Annotated in this window: 19 protein-coding genes and 1 pseudogene; 15 read left to right on the forward strand and 5 right to left on the reverse strand. The window is 28.7% G+C overall.

Annotated elements, in window-relative coordinates; translation table 11 throughout:
• Positions 1-585: 585 nt before the first annotated feature.
• Positions 586-1401, reverse strand: a complete 816-nt coding sequence (locus tag L1S46_RS23090; RefSeq protein WP_012060106.1) for a nitroreductase family protein — start codon at positions 1399-1401, stop codon at positions 586-588.
• Positions 1402-1562: 161 nt separating this feature from the next.
• On the opposite strand from L1S46_RS23090, the gene L1S46_RS23095 reads away from it, so the two are divergent.
• From L1S46_RS23095 to L1S46_RS23105, 4 genes are all read left to right on the forward strand, one after another.
• Positions 1563-1919 (forward strand): helix-turn-helix domain-containing protein, encoded by a 357-nt coding sequence (locus tag L1S46_RS23095; RefSeq protein WP_012060105.1) that lies wholly within the window; start codon positions 1563-1565, stop codon positions 1917-1919.
• A gap of 1006 nt (positions 1920-2925) precedes the next feature.
• Positions 2926-3174 (forward strand): hypothetical protein, encoded by a 249-nt coding sequence (locus L1S46_RS23100; protein ID WP_012060104.1) that lies wholly within the window; start codon positions 2926-2928, stop codon positions 3172-3174.
• A 103-nt stretch (positions 3175-3277) separates the two neighbouring features.
• On the forward strand, positions 3278-3412 hold the full coding sequence (locus L1S46_RS26435) for a hypothetical protein (protein WP_275299043.1): 135 nt from the start codon (positions 3278-3280) through the stop codon (positions 3410-3412).
• A gap of 101 nt (positions 3413-3513) precedes the next feature.
• Complete coding sequence (locus L1S46_RS23105) at positions 3514-4236, forward strand: metallophosphoesterase family protein (RefSeq protein WP_238901100.1); 723 nt, start codon at positions 3514-3516, stop codon at positions 4234-4236.
• A gap of 210 nt (positions 4237-4446) precedes the next feature.
• On the opposite strand, the gene L1S46_RS23110 is transcribed toward L1S46_RS23105, so the two are convergent.
• Positions 4447-4764: a hypothetical protein gene (locus L1S46_RS23110; protein WP_012060102.1), complete on the reverse strand. Its 318-nt coding sequence runs from the start codon at positions 4762-4764 to the stop codon at positions 4447-4449.
• A 431-nt stretch (positions 4765-5195) separates the two neighbouring features.
• Here L1S46_RS23110 and L1S46_RS23115 point away from each other — a divergent pair, with 431 nt between their 5' ends.
• Together L1S46_RS23115 and L1S46_RS23120 are read left to right on the forward strand one after the other, a co-directional pair.
• Positions 5196-5639 carry a GNAT family N-acetyltransferase gene (locus L1S46_RS23115; RefSeq protein ID WP_012060101.1) on the forward strand — a complete coding sequence of 148 codons (444 nt, stop codon included), beginning with the start codon at positions 5196-5198 and terminating at the stop codon, positions 5637-5639.
• Between the two features lie 112 nt (positions 5640-5751).
• Positions 5752-6306: a GNAT family N-acetyltransferase gene (locus tag L1S46_RS23120; protein WP_238901101.1), complete on the forward strand. Its 555-nt coding sequence runs from the start codon at positions 5752-5754 to the stop codon at positions 6304-6306.
• Positions 6307-6335: 29 nt separating this feature from the next.
• Here the strand turns inward: L1S46_RS23120 and L1S46_RS23125 are convergent, their stop codons facing one another.
• On the reverse strand, positions 6336-6812 hold the full coding sequence (locus tag L1S46_RS23125) for a hypothetical protein (RefSeq protein ID WP_012060099.1): 477 nt from the start codon (positions 6810-6812) through the stop codon (positions 6336-6338).
• A gap of 89 nt (positions 6813-6901) precedes the next feature.
• Between L1S46_RS23125 and L1S46_RS23130 the strand changes: the two genes are divergently transcribed.
• The 6 genes and pseudogenes from L1S46_RS23130 to L1S46_RS23155 all read left to right on the forward strand — a co-directional run.
• The gene (locus L1S46_RS23130) at positions 6902-7351 is read left to right on the forward strand and encodes a GNAT family N-acetyltransferase (RefSeq protein ID WP_012060098.1); all 450 of its coding nucleotides are present in this window, start codon (positions 6902-6904) and stop codon (positions 7349-7351) included.
• A gap of 163 nt (positions 7352-7514) precedes the next feature.
• Complete coding sequence (locus L1S46_RS23135; RefSeq protein WP_238901102.1) at positions 7515-8561, forward strand: galactose ABC transporter substrate-binding protein; 1047 nt, start codon at positions 7515-7517, stop codon at positions 8559-8561.
• Between the two features lie 72 nt (positions 8562-8633).
• Positions 8634-8828, forward strand: coding sequence for a hypothetical protein (locus tag L1S46_RS23140; protein WP_238901103.1), 195 nt, complete (start codon positions 8634-8636; stop codon positions 8826-8828).
• Positions 8829-9045: 217 nt separating this feature from the next.
• Positions 9046-9333, forward strand: a complete 288-nt coding sequence (locus L1S46_RS23145) for a hypothetical protein (RefSeq protein WP_236892057.1) — start codon at positions 9046-9048, stop codon at positions 9331-9333.
• Positions 9334-9466: 133 nt separating this feature from the next.
• Positions 9467-9895, forward strand: coding sequence for an N-acetyltransferase (locus L1S46_RS23150; protein ID WP_012060095.1), 429 nt, complete (start codon positions 9467-9469; stop codon positions 9893-9895).
• A 389-nt stretch (positions 9896-10284) separates the two neighbouring features.
• A pseudogene (locus L1S46_RS23155) lies at positions 10285-10977 on the forward strand (cell wall-binding protein); the annotation flags it as partial.
• 514 nt (positions 10978-11491) lie between these two features.
• On the opposite strand, the gene L1S46_RS23160 reads toward L1S46_RS23155, so the two are convergent.
• The gene (locus L1S46_RS23160; RefSeq protein ID WP_012060093.1) at positions 11492-12538 is read right to left on the reverse strand and encodes a galactose ABC transporter substrate-binding protein; all 1047 of its coding nucleotides are present in this window, start codon (positions 12536-12538) and stop codon (positions 11492-11494) included.
• 393 nt (positions 12539-12931) lie between these two features.
• Positions 12932-13252, reverse strand: a complete 321-nt coding sequence (locus tag L1S46_RS23165) for a hypothetical protein (protein ID WP_077844344.1) — start codon at positions 13250-13252, stop codon at positions 12932-12934.
• A gap of 347 nt (positions 13253-13599) precedes the next feature.
• Between L1S46_RS23165 and L1S46_RS23170 the strand changes: the two genes are divergently transcribed.
• The 3 genes from L1S46_RS23170 (at position 13600) to L1S46_RS23180 (ending at position 18027) form a co-directional block, all read left to right on the forward strand.
• Positions 13600-13989, forward strand: a complete 390-nt coding sequence (locus tag L1S46_RS23170) for a hypothetical protein (protein ID WP_238901104.1) — start codon at positions 13600-13602, stop codon at positions 13987-13989.
• Positions 13990-14056: 67 nt separating this feature from the next.
• Positions 14057-14869, forward strand: coding sequence for an alpha/beta hydrolase (locus L1S46_RS23175; RefSeq protein WP_238901105.1), 813 nt, complete (start codon positions 14057-14059; stop codon positions 14867-14869).
• A 395-nt stretch (positions 14870-15264) separates the two neighbouring features.
• On the forward strand, positions 15265-18027 hold the full coding sequence (locus tag L1S46_RS23180; RefSeq protein WP_238901106.1) for a PAS domain-containing sensor histidine kinase: 2763 nt from the start codon (positions 15265-15267) through the stop codon (positions 18025-18027).
• Positions 18028-18078: the final 51 nt, after the last annotated feature.

Raw genomic sequence — 18078 nt, forward strand, 5'->3', positions numbered from 1 at the left:
TTTCATTGGTACAACTACCTTTCATAGTTTTATCTAAAGAATCGAACTATTCTTTCTATTTTCCTTTAGTATGCGATTATTAAAAAAATTTATGTATAATTTACTTAGTGAAAGTGCAGTAGAAGACATAATATGCTTTAGAAAAGGATAGATTTGTATTTTAGATACTAGTTAACTAGGTAATCAGTAATAGATTATAGAAACTTAATTGTAGCATAGATCAATAAATAAAGGAGTTACTTTCAAAATGAGTATAAAATTTCATTTACAAAATATGTTATAATTAATTCATCATAATAACTTTTGTGAGTTCGGTATTTGGATAATAGATAGAATGTGTTAAAGAGGCGTTTAATGTTGAAGTTGCAACTGGTGTAATCCTAGTATTAATACTTATAGTAATTGAAATGATTTTTGGAAGAATTATAGATTTTAATTATATAAAATCTTGATTTGTGAAAGCAATTATAAAGTAATTTTTTAGTGGTTTGGTAAGTTCTATTATATAGATAGAAGCATAATCCTATTGTTTTTGGGAATAGGATTATGAAATATCTAAAAGTTGATCAGTTTATTTTAAGGATATTAATTAATAAATTCAACTTCTAGCGGGTTTCTATCTACGATTTTTCTATATTTATATTTTGGATAGCCAACCATGACAGCTCCTGTTATAACTTTGTTATCAGGAATGCGAAGCAGTTCTAGTAGTGGCTTATAGTTTGAAAAAGCGCACATTTCAAATAATCCAGCCCAGCATGAACCTAATCCAAGAGTAGTAGCAAATAATTCAAGATATGAGAATGCAGAAATAGTATTTTTTATTCCATTTTTAAAATCTTTTGTAGATGTTGCTAATATTATGTGTGGAGTATTACGTAAAATTGAGTCTTCACCAGCGTCTCTATAATTTTTAACATGTCTTGAAAAGCTCCAATGTGGCGATGGGGAATTTTTAAGTTGATCTTCCATCCATTCTACTACTATGTTTGCAGCTTGTTGTAAAATCTTTTTATTTTTTATTATAATATATGAAAGTCCTTGTGTATTACTAGCTGTCGGTGCAAAACGAGCTATGTTAACTAATTTTAATAGTGTCTGTTGAGGAACTTGAGTTTCTTTGTAGCAACGGATTGAACGGCGAGACCTAAGAAAAGATTCAGCAGTGCTAGAATCTATGAGTGGAAATGATTCTAAATCCAATTGATTAGATAAAGGTGTTTTAATATTATCTATTGAACTAGAGGGACATATTGCAACACAATGGCCACAGGAAATACAATTATCTGGGTGAATAGCTATTGGTCCATTTTCATTCATAGATAAAACTCCACTTGGGCATACATTTGAACAAAGTCCACATTTAACACATGTTGATTGATTTACAGTAATTAATTCCATTGATATCACTCCTATTTGAGAATACTTAATAAAATCCTAGATTAATTATTTTAGGATACTTACAAAATATAATTTATATGTTATAGGAATTATTATCAAGAACGCACTTTTTAGTAACGTAGTTACTATTTATATACTTGAAATTAAAGAGGTAGTCAAAAATGATGAGATTTAAAGGAATTGAATACAATTGTTCTATGGAATTAACTTTAGATATTATAGGAGGAAAATGGAAGCCGATAATTATTTGGCAGTTAGGTAAAAGAACCATGAGATTTAATGAATTAAAAAGAAGTTTACCTAATATTACACAAAAGATGTTAACTCAACAGCTGAGAGCTTTAGAGGATGATGGGTTGATTAATAGGATAGCTTATAATCAAGTACCACCTAAAGTTGAGTATTCTTTAACTAACTATGGAAGAAGTCTCTTACCTATTTTAGCTGATTTATGTGATTGGGCAATTGATTATTCAAATACTGTTGAGGAAAAGAATATGCTTAAAGAAAAGATATGATAGGAAATTAAATAAAATTAAAAAATAAAGTGTTCTTATGTGGAAATACATTGGGATGGGGGGGACTCCTACAACGAGGAGCCCGAAAAATAATTATGAAAACTTAATTTATGTCACATAATTAGTATTGCACATATAGAGAGAAATATTCAAAATAAGAATAAAAAATTTAATATTTCCGGCTAGGGATTCTTGAAAGGTGATTTAATTATAAGCAAAAAAATTATAGCTAAAAATATTTGTACTTACTTATGTAAAATATTTATCACTATAAAGTGTTTCGGCATTTTGTAAGATAGATATATTATGCATATTCCATAAAGTCAATATAAGCAAAGATTTACTGAGAACTATAGGAAATTCAATACTAATTATATATATTGAAATGGACAATAAGTATTTATTTGATAATTTGAGATTGTAGTTAATATATGATTATTATAAAAACATAAAAAATAGAGGTAGTATCAGTGGGGGACACTAACGATACTGCCTCTATTTTAATTAAGATATTACTCTTTTCATATAAGAGTATTGACGATGTTTAAGTAAAATATACAACTTAAACAAAAAAATTTAAGTAGCATTAGTTGAGTTAATATAAAGCTAATTATTATTATAAAAAGTGGAATTGATATATAACTAAGAAGAAAGTTTTAAGCTAGGGAAATCCATATGCATAAGTACGTGTAACATAATTTATCATTGGCTCATAAAATATATTACAGTTAGTAAACTTATGATAAAGAGGAACTGAAATTATGTCAATTTAAACAAAGGAAATTGAAGTTACTACTGCAGAAAATCAATTTCAAGCTGAAATAAGTGATGGCAACATTGTTGATTCTTTATTTCAAAACTCTATACAAATATCGAAGACTGGTCCTGCATATAGCAGAGTTGGAGATATAGTAACTTACACCTATGCTATTACTAATACAAATCTACTAGGAGATGGAACAAATTTTTTGATTTAGCATACATTTATATAATTAGGGTGAGAAATATGTATACAGAAAGAACTTTAATAAGATGTATATTTAAGTACAAAGGAAAAAAATATAATATTGAGGATATAATGCCACATTGTTTAGAAAAAGAAAGCTTACTATTTTTATATGAACACGGGAATTATTCAGATGATATCTATAGAGCATCTCTAATAAGAATAAGATATGGTGATGATGAGATTCCTAAATTACCAAAAGGAAGTAATGAAATTGAGTTAGTAGATATTGATATAAATTGTAATTAAGCACCACAAATGTAGGTGCTATTTTAATGCTTAAAACTATGATACGAATTTTAGGTTGAAGTTCGAAGAGTATAATAATAAAAATACAGAATAACTGAACATTATGAATACAAAAGAATATAGTCAGAAAGTAAAATACATTATATGGAATATGTGGTATAATGAATTCAATATGTTAATATTAAGAGCTGTTAATTTAGAGAAAAAGGTATTGTTAGATGTTTCGTATAGTACATAAAATTAATAAAGCAGTATAAATTTATAGCTCCACAGGTTATAAGGTATTATGTATCTTAGTTAAATAAATTAAAGACATGTTTTGTAACAGGGGGGTAACCAATGATAGTAGCAGTTTTATCAGATATTCATGGAAATGGAGTAGCATTAAAATATACTATAAGAGATTTGAAAGAACTAGGGATTAGCAAAATTATAATTCTAGGAGATGTAGTTATGAAAGGACCAATGCCATCTGAGGTTCTTAAATTGTTAAATGATGAAGAACTAGAAGTCTTGACGTGGATTAAAGGAAATACAGATATGTGGTTTAAAGAGCTTTTAAAAGTTGGAGAAAATTTATCAGATAAGGAAAAGCAACTGCATCTATATTATAAATATTCAAAAAAGTATTTAAGTCATGATCAGGTAGAGTTTATAGATAATTTACCATTAGAGTCCTCAATTATACTTAATAATATTGAAGTACTTTGCGTTCACGGAACACCAAAATCTATAGTTGAAGCAATTGATGGAACTGTACATAAAGATGATATTAAAAAGGCTATAAGTGGAGTGAAGGAAAGATTAATCTTATGCGGGCATTCTCACAGTTCTTTTATAGGGGAAGTTGATGGTAAGAAAATATTTAATGTTGGAAGTGTTGGAAATTCTCTTGATGGGGATAATAGAATATCTTATGGCATATTAGAATTCTTAGAAGATGAAGTCAAATTAATAAATAGACGCATTGAATATCCAGTAAATGAAATTATTGATATAGCTATAAAAAATAAATTCCCTTTTATTGATCAATATAGAAATTGTATATTAAATGCCAGATAATAGATGTACTGTCTAGATAAAAAAATAGAATATAACACAGCTAATGAGCCTCCTCCGAAAAGAGGCTCATTAAATGGATTACAATGAAGGGAAAGTTATAATTTATCCCAAGAGTATTATATGGAGTTAAGAAATAAATATTCATTATAAGGAAATTATTATTGCTATAAGATAATAATTATGATTTGAATAAATTTAAGAGTGAGAGCTCTATTGCTGAATAGTGATTGCTATTTCACCTTTTCCAACTATAGCAATACGATCATCATCTAAAATAGTACCTAAATTTACAGACTCATTTGCAGTATCAAACTTTTTATAAAAAATTTCATTACCATTTGGGTCAAATATTATTAGGCTTGCAATCTCATCTGGCGTTGTAAGCATGGCTGTGGCTTTAACTTGTTGCGTATCTGTAATATCATATACCCCTTCTTTATATGTATTTGACTCGAAAATTGCTTTTGCGCTGTGTATAGTAGATACTATTAATATCAAAAGTGCTATTAAAAAAGTTCTTAGTTTCATTTATACTAGCCTCACTTCCCGATATTTGAATTTGGATAAAAAAATTATGTTAATAATACATGACGTGTCAATATACTGTTATTATGTGAATACTTAGTTAGACTATTCATAAGTAGCAATTGTTGAAAATAAAAAAAGCTCTCATGCTGAGAGCTTTGGAGATTTAAATTGTGTTCATTTAGGATCTTTGTTTTTTAATTGCCAGAACTGACCCTTTTTACGAGGGCAGCCGTTAATTAATAGATTAAAATAAAATTCAGATTATCATCATTTCAATAGATAGTATGTGAAATTACAATTTAATTATTCAAATTATTAATTGGTAATTTATTCAATTAAGATTGTTTGCAAAGCTGATAGGTAAAAATTGTTGGCATCAAAATTAGGGTTGGAAATAAAGAGATGTTTTATTTAAAGAAGGGGGGAAGAGTATGGAGGTTAAAAAGATCATAAATGACAAAAAGAAGTTTCTTGATTTATTGATGTTAGCAGATGAACAAGAAGATATGATTGATAGATATCTAGAGAATGGAGAAATGTTTTCTTTATATGATGATGATTTAAAAAGCATTTGTGTAGTAGTAAAAAAAGATAGTAATATATGTGAATTAAAGAATATGGCTACATATGAGAAATATCAAGGAAAAGGATATGGGAAAAAGCTTATAAGATACATTTTAGATTATTATAAAGGAAAGTGTACAACTATGATTGTTGGGACAGGCGATAGTAATCTAACAATTCCATTTTATGAGAACTGTGGATTTCGTGTATCACACAGAATTAAAAATTTTTTTACAGATAACTATGACCATCCAATATTTGAAAATGGAATACAGCTCGTTGATATGATTTATTTAAAAATAGACTTATAGAAAATGAAATAGAAGAACCTAAGGCGAAACTACAATTTTTTAATAATTGGCTATCTTTATTAAATTTGTTGCTAGAATTATGGATTATGAGGAATATACTAGGAGGCACATAATGATAATAGAAGATAAAATAATAGACGGTAAAAACTTAAGATGGATACTTAGATGCCCTAGAAAAGAGGATGCAAATGAGTTGTCTAAATTAAGAGCTCAGATTGATGGAGAAACAGAAAATCTTGACAGAGAATCAGGGGAATCGTTCTTAACTCCAGAAGATTTTGAAGGAATTATTTTTGGGGATAATACTTCTAAGCTAAATCTATTTTTTGTTGCTGAAGTGGGCGGAAAAATTGTGGGATTTTCACGCCTAGAAGGAAATAAGTTAGTTAGATTCAGACATAAAGCAGAGTTTGGAATATGTATATTAAAGAAATATTGGGGATATGGAATTGGGAGAGTAATTCTAGAAAATATTTTAAGATATTCAGATAGTTCGGATATTAAAAAAGTATCATTGTCTGCAGTAGAGACAAATACTAAGGCAATTGAATTATATAAAAGCTATGGCTTTGTGAAAGAAGGTTTATTAATAAATGATCGTATTCACAAAGATGGAAAATATTATAATACAGTTATACTCGGAAGAATAAATAGCAACAATTATTAAAAATGTAATGAGGTCGTATAAATAAAGAATTATAGTTTTATTTTCTTTCTTAAAACTTTATTAGAGGTTTTAATTATTATATTATAGTTTTTTGAGTCACTTATTGCTTCAACATTTTCAAAAATAGCATAACCAGTTACGGAAGTATGTTCAGGTATATTTGTATTATTCAGAATGTTTTCTAATAGTACGTTTGAATCGAGAGCCTTAAGATTATTTTTAGCAGATTGTGTTGTTGGAAAAGTTGCTAAATGTGATTTAAATCCAGAAGTTAATTTTACTTTTATAACATCTATTGGATTAGATGAGTTATTTTCTATAGTTAGATTTATAATTGCTATTTTATTGTTTTTATTATAGTAACTTTTTGAGTTGTTGCAAGACAGTTTTAAGTTAGTATTAATTATTAAAAAAGCTCTATAAGCTAGTAGAAAAGTATCAATCGTTAAAAATATAAGTAATAAAGGAATAAAAATATTTAAGTTCGACATTATAAATTCAGTCATTATTTAGCCACCTTTCACAATGATTTTATCATATATTTAGATAAAATAGAAAATCAAAATTTAAATTTGGAGAAATGGAGATATTAACAATGAAGATTATTGAAAAGAATCCAAGTGATCATGATTCCATACGTTTAATGGATGAATTGTCTAAAGAACTGGAATTTATAACTGGAGATAGCGGAAGGAATTCCTTTAATCCAGAGGATGTATGTGCCCCGCGGTCCTTGTTTGTGGTTGCATATGATGATAATGGAGAGGCCGTAGGATGTGGGGGAATACGGTATATTAATAAAGATATAACGGAAGTTAAGCGGATGTTTGCGAAGATTAAGACAATGGGCGTTGGAAGTGAAATACTATCATATTTAGAGCTTCAGGCAAAGAAAATGGGATACTCTGTTATTTGGCTAGAAACTAGATTAATAAATGAGCAAGCAGTAAATTTCTATAAGAAAAGAGGGTACCATCAGATACAGAATTATGGAAAATACAATGGAAATTCTAAAGCAATCTGCTTTGAAAAGAAGGTTATCTAATAATATAATAATATGAAAATCAGTTTATTATACTTAATATAAGCTAACTGGTTTATTTTATAGAGATTTGTATAAAATTTAATATTAATAAAAGCCAAAATAAATATTTTCTTTCACCGATGATAACAATAATGTTGAACAAAAGTGAAAGAGAGGATTTAATATGAATATATCAAAGAGAATATTAGCGATCCTAGAAATTATATTTATCGTGGCTGCAATGGAGGTATCAGTATGTGATGCTAGAGTTATTGCGGGAACAAATGGGTTAAGTCAGAGAGCTGTAATGATAGATGTAGTTCTGTATAATTTTAAGGATAAATATGTCTCTTTAGTTATGGAAAACTTAGAAGAAATTCAAAAGCAAAATGAAGGAAAAGTAGTATTTAGATTTTATGATGGAAAGGGTAACCAATCAACACAAGATGAAGTACTAAGCAATTTGGTCAGTGATAATGCAGATATTCTAATGGTAAATTTAGTTGATACAAGGGCCACACAGGATGTTATTAACAGATTTAAGTCTAAAAATATCCCTATAATTTTTTTTAATAGAGAACCAGTATCTGTTGATGCACTTAGGTATTATGGAAAAGCTTATTATGTAGGAACAAATGCTAAAGAAGCTGGAGAGATGCAAGGAAAAATTATTGTTGATATATGGAACAAGAATAGAGAGTTTATAGATAAGAATAATAATGGAATTTTGCAATATGTTATGCTAGAGGGTGAACATGGAAGTATAGAGGCACGGGAAAGAAGTGAGTCTTCTATTGGAACAATAAATAAGGCAGGAATAAAAACTGAGCAGCTTGCATTAAAAGCTGCCGATTGGCAAAGAGATCTGGCTAAAACAAATATTAGTTCACTACTTTTGCAATATGGCAAGAATATTGAGGCAATAATTGCAAATAATGATGAGATGGCTATAGGAGCTGTTGAGGCATTGCAAAACAATGGATATAATTTAGGAGATAAAAATAAGACAATAGTTGTTGTTGGAATTGATGCTACAGCTGAGGCACAAGAATTAATTAAAAAAGGTTTTATGGCGGGTTCTGTTATGCAAGATCCATATGAAATGGCAGAAGCGAGTTATGCAATAGGTATGAATGTATTTGAAGGTAGAGATCCGCTTTATGGTACTAAATATAAGTTTGATGATACAAAAGTTGCTATCCGTTTGCCATATCATGAATATGCGGCTTAAAGTGATTTAGATAGGAACTTCAGATTAAAAAAATGAGAAGTTGGTTTTTAGTAAATGGGGAAGGAGTTTATTATGTTTAAGAGACCTGATTTTTCTAATGGAACACTAAAAGCGATACAGTGTATTTGGTGGGCCGTTAGTTTATTAATTGCAATGGTTTTAAAAGATAATTTAGATTTGAAATTGTGGGAGTATCTTTGTATAGCGGTACCACTAATTTTAATTGGAGATGCTCTAATTAGAAAATTTACTAAAGGTAAGATATAATTAATTATGGGGATTATATACATTTGAAAATAAAATCTAGTAATATTTAATGAAGAAAATTACATGTTTGGTTGTTGCAGATTAATGATACAAGCTAGTGATTTTATCAAGTATTTAAGTATCCTCATTATAAAAATATTGAAATAATAACATGTATAGACCTCGTTAATGAATATATATTAAAGATAGTAATTTTGATTTTAAGAGGTTTAGGATGATGTTAGAAATAAAAATAGTATTCAAAAGTGGATATATCGGGTATTTTACTCCTTTAACTGATGAAGAACCAACAGAAGAGAATATATTAAAATTAAGAGAACTTATAAGGAATGCAAAGCAACAGGGAATGAGAGGAAGTTTTGAATTAAAAGAGTTAAAAACAGGTTGTATAACTGTAATAGATATTCAAGAGGTTGCCGCATTTGGCACTAAATTAATAGAAAAGACAGGGATGAATAATGAGCAAGGTAGCATAAGAATACGTAAGAAAAAGAAAAAAGCTTAAATTTACAATAAACATGAAGCCTATTAATAAAACTTAATTAATAATTTATAGACAGAGGGACTGTCCATTAAGTAAGGCATTCACAAAGCATAATGAAAATGGTTTTATTTTGGGAGGAAATAAGGAGAAAAAAATGATTAAAGATTTTAAATTGGATAATTTGGATAAGGTAATGGAAATATGGCTTGATACAAATATAGAGGCGCATGATTTTATACCTAAAGAATATTGGAGGGATAATTTTGAATTAGTTAAGCAAATGCTTCCGTCAGCAGATATTTATATATTTGAAGAAAATAATATTATAAAAGGATTTATAGGAATAGTAGAACAAAATTATATAGCTGGGCTTTTTGTAAAAAAAGAATATCAAAGAGAAGGTGTTGGTAAGAAGCTTATAGAGTATTGCAAATCTGAATATGATAATCTTACATTGCACGTATTTACAAAGAACGTAACTGCAGTAAATTTTTATATGAAGAATAATTTCAAGGTTATAGATGAACACATAAATGAAGATACAAAAGCAGTGGAGTATACAATGGCATTTGGAGGGAAATAGTTCATAAGGTTTTATTAGTATGCACATGCATTAATAAAAAATATTAACTTTCAACTTTAAGGAAGATAAAATAAAAGTTTTAAGTACCATATTTTGAAGTGAGTTTGTAGTACTTTTTTAGGCTAATAAAAATTTAATTTATGATAATTGTAATTTAGGATTAAGATTAAATTAATTTTTTTCGGCTATAATTAAAGCACTTTGAAGCAATTAAAATTAATAATATACTAGTACTAAGATTTATTATACTGGAATTAGTTGCTGATAATTAGTAAGTATAAGAAATAGAGGTTGATAAAATGAAAAAACAATATCTAAAAAGATTAGTTGCAATTGGTTTAATATCTACAAGCGTTTTAGCGGTAGCTCCAATTAAAGCATTTGCAGCTTGGAAACAAGATAATGTTGGATGGTGGTATACAGAAGGAAATGAATATGCTACAGGTTGGAGAAGCATTAATGGAGAATGGTATTATTTTGATGGCAATGGTTATATGAAAACAGGTTGGGTACAATATCAAGGAAAATGGTATTATCTATATAGTAGTGGTGCTATGGCTAAAAGTACTACAATTGGAAGTTATTCAGTAGATTCAAATGGAGTCTGGATTCAAAAGAATGATGGCACTACCGGAAATACAGCTGCCACTTTATCCACAAATAATGGTACAATTAATACTTCAACAAATGTTGACTCTGAATCTCAAAAGATAAGTGGTGTAACTGGTATAAAGTTTGATGATGTTACAAAAATAGTATTTTATGATGGAAGAGGCGGTAAATCAATAACAATAGGTGATAAAGAGAAAGTTAAAGAATTCATGGGATATTTAGATGGGTATACCATTAAAAAAGCAACAAATGTTGAAGCATCAGATGGATATATACATTCTGCACATTTTTATATAAATGATAAGGATGTAATGGATATAACATTTGTAAATCCTATAATTATCAATAATAATTATTATAACGTAATAAAAGGTGAATTAGATACAGATAAAATTGATAAATATCTAAAATCAATTGATTCTTCTTATGTTACGACAAGTGAATGGAATGATACTTATAAAAATCAATGAGATTAGTTGATTCAATTATTTGAGTTTTGTACTTTTGATAGATACTAATATTAAATGATGACCGAAATAAAAATAATGGGCAGCAGACATAAATCCAGAAGTACATTTTAGTAGATAAAATTATTTATATTTTTACATTAGTTATCTACCGTAAAAATGATATCAAAAATTTGGCTGCTGCCTTTGTTTTTGTATTAAAGAACTAAAGAATATGTCATTAATTTATAACATAAATTTCAGTGAGAAGTGAAGAAAATGTCATTTACAATGATTAATATATTATGGAGTAGTAAAAATGTTACTACAAATGGTTTTTAAAAGATCAATTATATAAATATAAGATAAGGCAGTAATTTAAAAAGCTGCCTTATCTTATATTTAATGTTAGGAGAATAGTAATTCATGTCTAATATAATTATAGACAAAAATAGTTATATATAATCATTAAATAGAATAATAATTTCCATATAATTAAGGATAGCTAATTAAGGAAAGTTATTTATGATTAAAAAAACTATGATTGTTTAGAATATTCCTTGTAAGGAATCCTAACTGTATTACCTGTCTCATCGAATTTATGATTTGTTCCGTTAAGCGGATTTTGCCCTGAAACAATATTCATTCCTATGGAATAAACTGCGTTTGCATAATCTGAAGGATCTTGTATAACAGTTCCTGTCATAGACCCCTGTTTAATCAATTCAGTAGCCTCTGGTAAGCCGCCAACTCCAACAACGGGAATATATTTGAATTTATTTCCTTTGTTATACCCATACTTTTGGAGGGCTTCAACAGCACCTACGGCCATGTCGTCACTATTTGCAATTATCGCTTCAGTTTTACCATTCTGTGTTAAGATAATTGATTCTATAGTATCTCTCGCACATTTCTTATCCCAATTACAAGAATTAGATGAAATTGCTTGAGTTTTAATTCCTGCTTCATTAAGTGTTTGGATTGGGTATTTACTTCTAGCATCAGTAGCAGGATCGCTTACAGGTCCTTTTAGAATTACGTACTGCACTATGTTGTCTTTATTATGGTCTAAATATGTTTTATTTGTATTCCACTCATTAATAAGAAGTTTGCCTTGCAGAATGCCAGATTGCTCATCATCTCCACCTATAATAATAGTTCTAGGGTATTCTTTAGCAAAATTTGATACTTCTCTGCTTGGTGATGTTAATAGTATAAATGGAATGTTCTTTTGGTGTATCATGTCAAAAGTATTTTTTAATTCTTCTAGTTTGAAAGTAACTGGTTCTATTACAAAAAGATCAAAATCTTGATCAAGTGCCTTAGCAATATTATCATTTTCAGTTCCTTGATTTCTTTCTGAATCAAATACAGTAAATTGAACTTTATTTCCATTTTCTTTCTGGATGTTTTTAAGACTTTCTGAAAAATGGGAAAGAAATAGTTCATCAGTATCCAGTAAAAATACTGCTATTTTAACTGGATTATTAGTAGTAGTATTTGGGCTAGCATATGTGTTAATTTCAATAATATTTAATAAAAAAATAGCGAGAATTAATAAAATGAGCTTTTTTAATATATTCATTGTAATCCTCCATGTAATTACTTAGATTAGGAAATCATAATAATAGATTATCTCTGATTATAAAATTTATTCGTTGGAATTATAAGCCCGATACATTAAGCGATTAATTGAAAGTCAATTTATAGGAAAGTAGTAATAGCATGAAAAAGCGTTTAGAAGATGGCAGAGAGTAATGCAGTATAAAGCAGGAAGAATTAGATAAAAATGTTATAAAAATACCACACTGTTTATTTGCGTGCAGCGTGATGTTCTCATAACATTTTTAAATTTAAAATATAGTAATGGATAGAATTTAACATAAATATATAAAAAGTAAATAAAGAAATTAATAGTTAATTAAAAATCATTATTTATAATTATCAGCACAATAAAAAATATAATGAATAAGTATTTTTAAGTAAATGTTACTGGACTAGTACCAAAAATTATTATAGATGAACCATAGTCAAGAGGTTTTATAGTATGTTGAGGCGATTGAGGACCAAGACGTATTAATTCCTGCAACTGCTGATCGCTATCAATAACTATTATAATAACTCTGCTGTTTGGTGAGTCAATTTTAGCAGCTATAGGTGAACCTATTTTTAGGTTTGCATCTCTTGCGCTGTATATTCCTTGACTAAGCGTTTTACCAACTTGGCCATAGGCAAGTTGCGATATGGTAGTAGATGAAATTAATAGAAATATAAAAATTAATATAACATATCGTTTCATTGAAACTATCAACCTTTCATAAATTTAGATTATTTAAATAATGTATTAATTATTATGTGAATATTAAGTGAAATTATTCAAAGGAATTAATCAAGAATTAATGGATTTTATAATTAGATTAAAGGTAGTTCAATTTAATTTATTGGATAAAGCTAGCGAACTTGTTAGTTTTGGATTATAGCTAAAGAGATATGTATGAAGCAGTTAGGGATTTGAAACATACATGAAAGAAATTATATTAATAAATTTTAGATATTATAATGTTGTAGGGAATAAATGTATAAACATATTTAAATATGAGTTCATATACTATTAACTAGAATAAATAATACTAAAGGAAGAGTAGAATGCAATATTCTCACGAAGCTTCAGCTGATAAAATAGAATTTACAGAGATATTAGGTAGGTATTCATTTAAAACATCTATAAATAATGGAGCAATAGATGGAATTGTAAATTTAACTGAGCTAGCTCCAAATGGAGTTGTTGGTCGATATCCGTATATTTATGGATATTATAATGCAAGTATATTAACTCTAACAGGGATATGGTCAACAGTATCTTATCCTTATGCATACCCTGAAAGCGCTTGTGTATTTGGCGCGTTTAAATTTTATTTCTATAAAAAGAATGGAAAGATAGGATTTAATGGCACATGGGGATGTGGACGTAATCAATATGGAGGGCTTAATGGTGTTGATTATTGGAATGGTGTGAAAATAGAAAATCAAAATTGATTATTCACAAATTCCTATTCTAATCGATATGATATAGATTATAGATAGTTTTTTGGAGGTTATTATAATGGGTTACTATGTCAAAGTAGAACCAGATGTAAAGATCTATGTAGAAGACCTTAATGAGGGTGCCGATAAAACAATTTTATTTATACACGGTTGGCCAGGAAGTCATAAACTGTTTGAATATCAATTTGATGTTTTGCCAAAGATGGGATATAGATGCATTGGGATAGATACAAGAGGATTCGGAGAGTCAGATAAGCCATATAGGGGCTACAATTTTGATACCTTGTCAGACGATGTCAAATGTGTAATTGATACATTAAAGTTGAAGGATATAACATTAGCAGGACATTCAAATGGAGGCGGAATAGCTGTTAGATATATGGCGCGTCATAAAGGTTATGGAGTATCAAAACTTGCTCTTTTTGGGGCAGTAGCGCCAAGTCTTATTAAACGTCCAGATTTCCCTTATGGCTTAGATAAAGAAACAGTTCTGCAGCTAATTGAAGGAACATATACTGATAGACCTAAAATGCTTCAAGGATTTGGAGATATGTTTTTTTATCAACATATAACAGAAGCTTTTTCACAATGGTTCTTTCAATTAGGATTACAGGCAGCAGGATGGTCAACAGCAGCAATTGCAAAGGCTTGGATAAATGAAGTTTTCTTTTCTGACTTAGAAGAGATAGATGTTCCAACTTTAATTATTCATGGAATCCATGACAAAATTGTTCCATTCGAATTAGGACAGATACAAGAAAAGATGATTAAGAATTCTAAGCTTATTCCATTCAAATACAGTGGACATGCAGCGTTCTATGATCAACGTGAAGAATTTAATAAAGAGCTAATGAAGTTTGTTGAAGAATAAGATTTTAAAGTTAAGAAAATATTTTTATAAAACTATTCTGTATGAATAGTTACTTTAATACCGCATGATTCATTAATTTGGATTTGCGGTATTTTTATTTACTGGAAATATTAGAGTCTATATGAATATAATATTAAAGCTAAGGCTTAATATTTAAATGTAATACGTTAATTAAAACGAAATTCCTTATATGCAATTATAAAATGTTACACAATATGTAGAAAGTATTTAATGATGAAGAAAAAGGCACGTTTATTTTGAGTAAATATGCAGAATTGCTCGATAAGTTACCTATTAACATAGGAGACCGGTAGTATTACATGGAATATTATAGTAAAATGATAAATAGGTGCAAAAGCACAAATGAAAAAAGCTGAAAATTGGAGGGCTTTATTATGGAATTATATAACTCCTTCGATTTCATTGGAGAACAATCATATATAGTGGTAGACAATGGGATCGCTACTGAAATTAGTAAGTTATTTATTGAAATGACTGAATATTCAGAGGAAGAACTATTAAATAAAAATATTAAAGAATTATTCAATATATTGAAAATCGGGCCTAATGCAGATTTAGAAGATATTGATGGTGAGAAAGATTACTTTATGTTTACTAAATCATTAGATGCTAGGTTTATAAATATAGATGTGGCAGAAGGTGCAATTGGAAATGTGTATATTTTCTCAGAAAAACCAAATTCACGTCTAGATGTTAAATTCGCAGCAGTAGACGCTCTATGCGCTCATAATAAATTTGGAATTGCTATTTTTAGTACTCCAGATATAACTCTATTGAAAGCAAATCAAACTTATCTAAACTTTCTCGATAAACCATTTAATAGTATAGAAAATTCAATAGGCAAAAAGTTAAATGAAATAATAAAAGGATGGACTGGAAGCTCATCAGAAGAAGTATGGAAAGGAGTGCTTTCAACAAAGAAACCGTTTTACAGTGATGAATATATATTTGAATTTGAAAGAGGAGTGACGTACTGGGAGGCTAGTCTCGCTCCGGTGTTTGAGGATGGAATTCTAAAATATTGTATTGAAATTACAACAGATATAACAGAAAAAGTTTTAGACAGAAAAAGAATGGAAGAGCAAACAAAGGTTATTAAAAAACAAAATGAACAGCTGATGATGCAGGCAAACCTATTAAATCTTTCTTATGATGCTATCTTAGCTTGGGAGATTAATGGGTCTATTATATATTGGAACAAGGGAGCAGAGGAAAAGTATGGTTATAGAAGCGAAGAAGCTATAGGAAGTATTAGTTATGAACTGCTAAAAACTACATTTCCTATTAGCTTTAGTAGCATAAAATCAACACTTTTAAGTGATGGAATTTGGCATGCTGAAATAGAGCAAATTAAGAAGGACGGGAGTAAGCTTTTAGTTGAAACTAGATTGCAGTTAATAGTAGATGAAAATGGAAAGCAAATTGTCCTTGAAACTAATCGTGATATTACAGAGAATAAGAAAATGGAAAAAGAATTACAAATTCAAAACCAAATTATAAAACAGCAAAAAGAAGAATTAGAAATAATAATAGATAATATGGCAGATGGCTTAACTGTTGTGGATAACTGTGGTAAGTATAGACGAACAAATAAAAGAGTAGAAGAATATACTAAAAAGTTTACTTCGCTTGATAATCCAGTAGATAAAGTTGGTGATTCATTTGAAAGTGGAGAAATATACTATGATGAAAAAGGCAAATGCATTTCACTTGAAGATTTTCCTTCCATGAAGGTCATAAGAGGTGAAAAAGTTAAGAATCAGAGAATAGTCATAAAGCACGGAGACGATGCTTCATATTTTGATTTTAATGCAACTCCTGTTTTTGATGAATATGGGAAAGTTAGTTTAGGAATCATTATTAATCGTGATGTGACAGAACAAGTTAATTATGAGAAGCATATTAAAGAACAGAAAGAACTTTTTGAAGCTATATTAGATAATATGCAGGAGTCGATTTATGTATTTGACAAAGATGGTAAGTATATAATTAAAAATAAAGTGGCTAGGAAACGTTTTTCTGGAGAGTTTAAAGAGTTAGGTGAAGGTTATAAAATTACAGAGCTTTATGATTTAGAAGGAAACAAAATGCCAATAGAGGAAACTCCAATATATCGTGTGAAATCTGGAGAAATAGTAAGAAATAATATTGTGAAGTTTAAAAAAGACGATATGGAATATTACAATATCATTAGTGGAACGCCGATTTATGATAATAGTGGTGATTTTTTATATGGAGTTGTAAGTTTTCTTGATATAACGGATATGATCAAAAGCCAACAAGATTTACAAGAAGTACAAGAAAAGTTGCTAGCTGTAGAGCGTGAAAAAAACGAAGGACTTGAGCAGGCAATGGAAATGAAAGATGAGTTCTTATCATTTATTTCTCATGAGTTTCGAACACCACTTAATGTAATTAATACAGCTATACAAACTTTAAATTTAGTTTACTCAAATCAAATGACCGAAAAGATAAAAGCATATATGGGAACTATTAAGCAAAATACTAATAGGCAATTAAGATTGGTTAATAATATTCTTGATATTACTCGTGCTAATGCAGGCCGGATCACGATAAATAAAAAAAATATAGATATAGTTTTTCTAACAAAAGCTATAACTGAATCGGTATATGAATTTGCATCAAAAAAGGGAGTAAGATTAACATTCGTATCAAAACTTACAAAAAAGATAATAGGGATTGATGATGAAAAATATGAAAGAATTATTTTAAATCTTCTTTCCAATGCGATAAAGTTTACACCAGCAGGAAAATCTATTGTTGTAAATTTACATTCAGCAAAAACTAATATATGTATTGAAGTAAAAGACAATGGTATAGGTATACCAAAAAATAAGATAGATGTAATATTTGAAAGATTTGGGCAGGTAGAGAGCTCTTTATCAAGGCAGGCAGAAGGAACAGGTATAGGTTTATCATTGGTAAAGAGATTTGTTGAAGCACTAGGGGGGAGTGTAAGTGTAAAAAGTAATTTATGCAAAGGTACAACTTTTAAAATATTACTTCCTAATGAGAAAGTAATAGAAGAAAAAAATGAAAAACCGATGATTGATTTAATGACTGATAATAGACTTGTTCAAACTACCAATATAGAATTTTCAGATATATATTTATAACTAAAGGTATTTAGATATGAGTGTTTTATGGTGTAAATAATACAGTAATAT

This window comes from Clostridium sp. YIM B02500, from assembly GCF_022324665.1.
GTDB classification, from domain to species: domain Bacteria; phylum Bacillota; class Clostridia; order Clostridiales; family Clostridiaceae; genus Clostridium; species Clostridium beijerinckii.

Bases quoted from the DNA above. Each gene is read 5' to 3' on its own strand.
- L1S46_RS23090 (WP_012060106.1), bottom strand. From the start codon at position 1,401: ATGGAATTAATTACTGTAAATCAATCAACATGTGTTAAATGTGGACTT.
- L1S46_RS23095 (WP_012060105.1), top strand. From the start codon at position 1,563: ATGATGAGATTTAAAGGAATTGAATACAATTGTTCTATGGAATTAACT.
- L1S46_RS23100 (WP_012060104.1), top strand. From the start codon at position 2,926: ATGTATACAGAAAGAACTTTAATAAGATGTATATTTAAGTACAAAGGA.
- L1S46_RS26435 (WP_275299043.1), top strand. From the start codon at position 3,278: ATGAATACAAAAGAATATAGTCAGAAAGTAAAATACATTATATGGAAT.
- L1S46_RS23105 (WP_238901100.1), top strand. From the start codon at position 3,514: ATGATAGTAGCAGTTTTATCAGATATTCATGGAAATGGAGTAGCATTA.
- L1S46_RS23110 (WP_012060102.1), bottom strand. From the start codon at position 4,764: ATGAAACTAAGAACTTTTTTAATAGCACTTTTGATATTAATAGTATCT.
- L1S46_RS23115 (WP_012060101.1), top strand. From the start codon at position 5,196: ATGGAGGTTAAAAAGATCATAAATGACAAAAAGAAGTTTCTTGATTTA.
- L1S46_RS23120 (WP_238901101.1), top strand. From the start codon at position 5,752: ATGATAATAGAAGATAAAATAATAGACGGTAAAAACTTAAGATGGATA.
- L1S46_RS23125 (WP_012060099.1), bottom strand. From the start codon at position 6,812: ATGACTGAATTTATAATGTCGAACTTAAATATTTTTATTCCTTTATTA.
- L1S46_RS23130 (WP_012060098.1), top strand. From the start codon at position 6,902: ATGAAGATTATTGAAAAGAATCCAAGTGATCATGATTCCATACGTTTA.
- L1S46_RS23135 (WP_238901102.1), top strand. From the start codon at position 7,515: ATGAATATATCAAAGAGAATATTAGCGATCCTAGAAATTATATTTATC.
- L1S46_RS23140 (WP_238901103.1), top strand. From the start codon at position 8,634: ATGTTTAAGAGACCTGATTTTTCTAATGGAACACTAAAAGCGATACAG.
- L1S46_RS23145 (WP_236892057.1), top strand. From the start codon at position 9,046: ATGTTAGAAATAAAAATAGTATTCAAAAGTGGATATATCGGGTATTTT.
- L1S46_RS23150 (WP_012060095.1), top strand. From the start codon at position 9,467: ATGATTAAAGATTTTAAATTGGATAATTTGGATAAGGTAATGGAAATA.
- L1S46_RS23160 (WP_012060093.1), bottom strand. From the start codon at position 12,538: ATGAATATATTAAAAAAGCTCATTTTATTAATTCTCGCTATTTTTTTA.
- L1S46_RS23165 (WP_077844344.1), bottom strand. From the start codon at position 13,252: ATGAAACGATATGTTATATTAATTTTTATATTTCTATTAATTTCATCT.
- L1S46_RS23170 (WP_238901104.1), top strand. From the start codon at position 13,600: ATGCAATATTCTCACGAAGCTTCAGCTGATAAAATAGAATTTACAGAG.
- L1S46_RS23175 (WP_238901105.1), top strand. From the start codon at position 14,057: ATGGGTTACTATGTCAAAGTAGAACCAGATGTAAAGATCTATGTAGAA.
- L1S46_RS23180 (WP_238901106.1), top strand. From the start codon at position 15,265: ATGGAATTATATAACTCCTTCGATTTCATTGGAGAACAATCATATATA.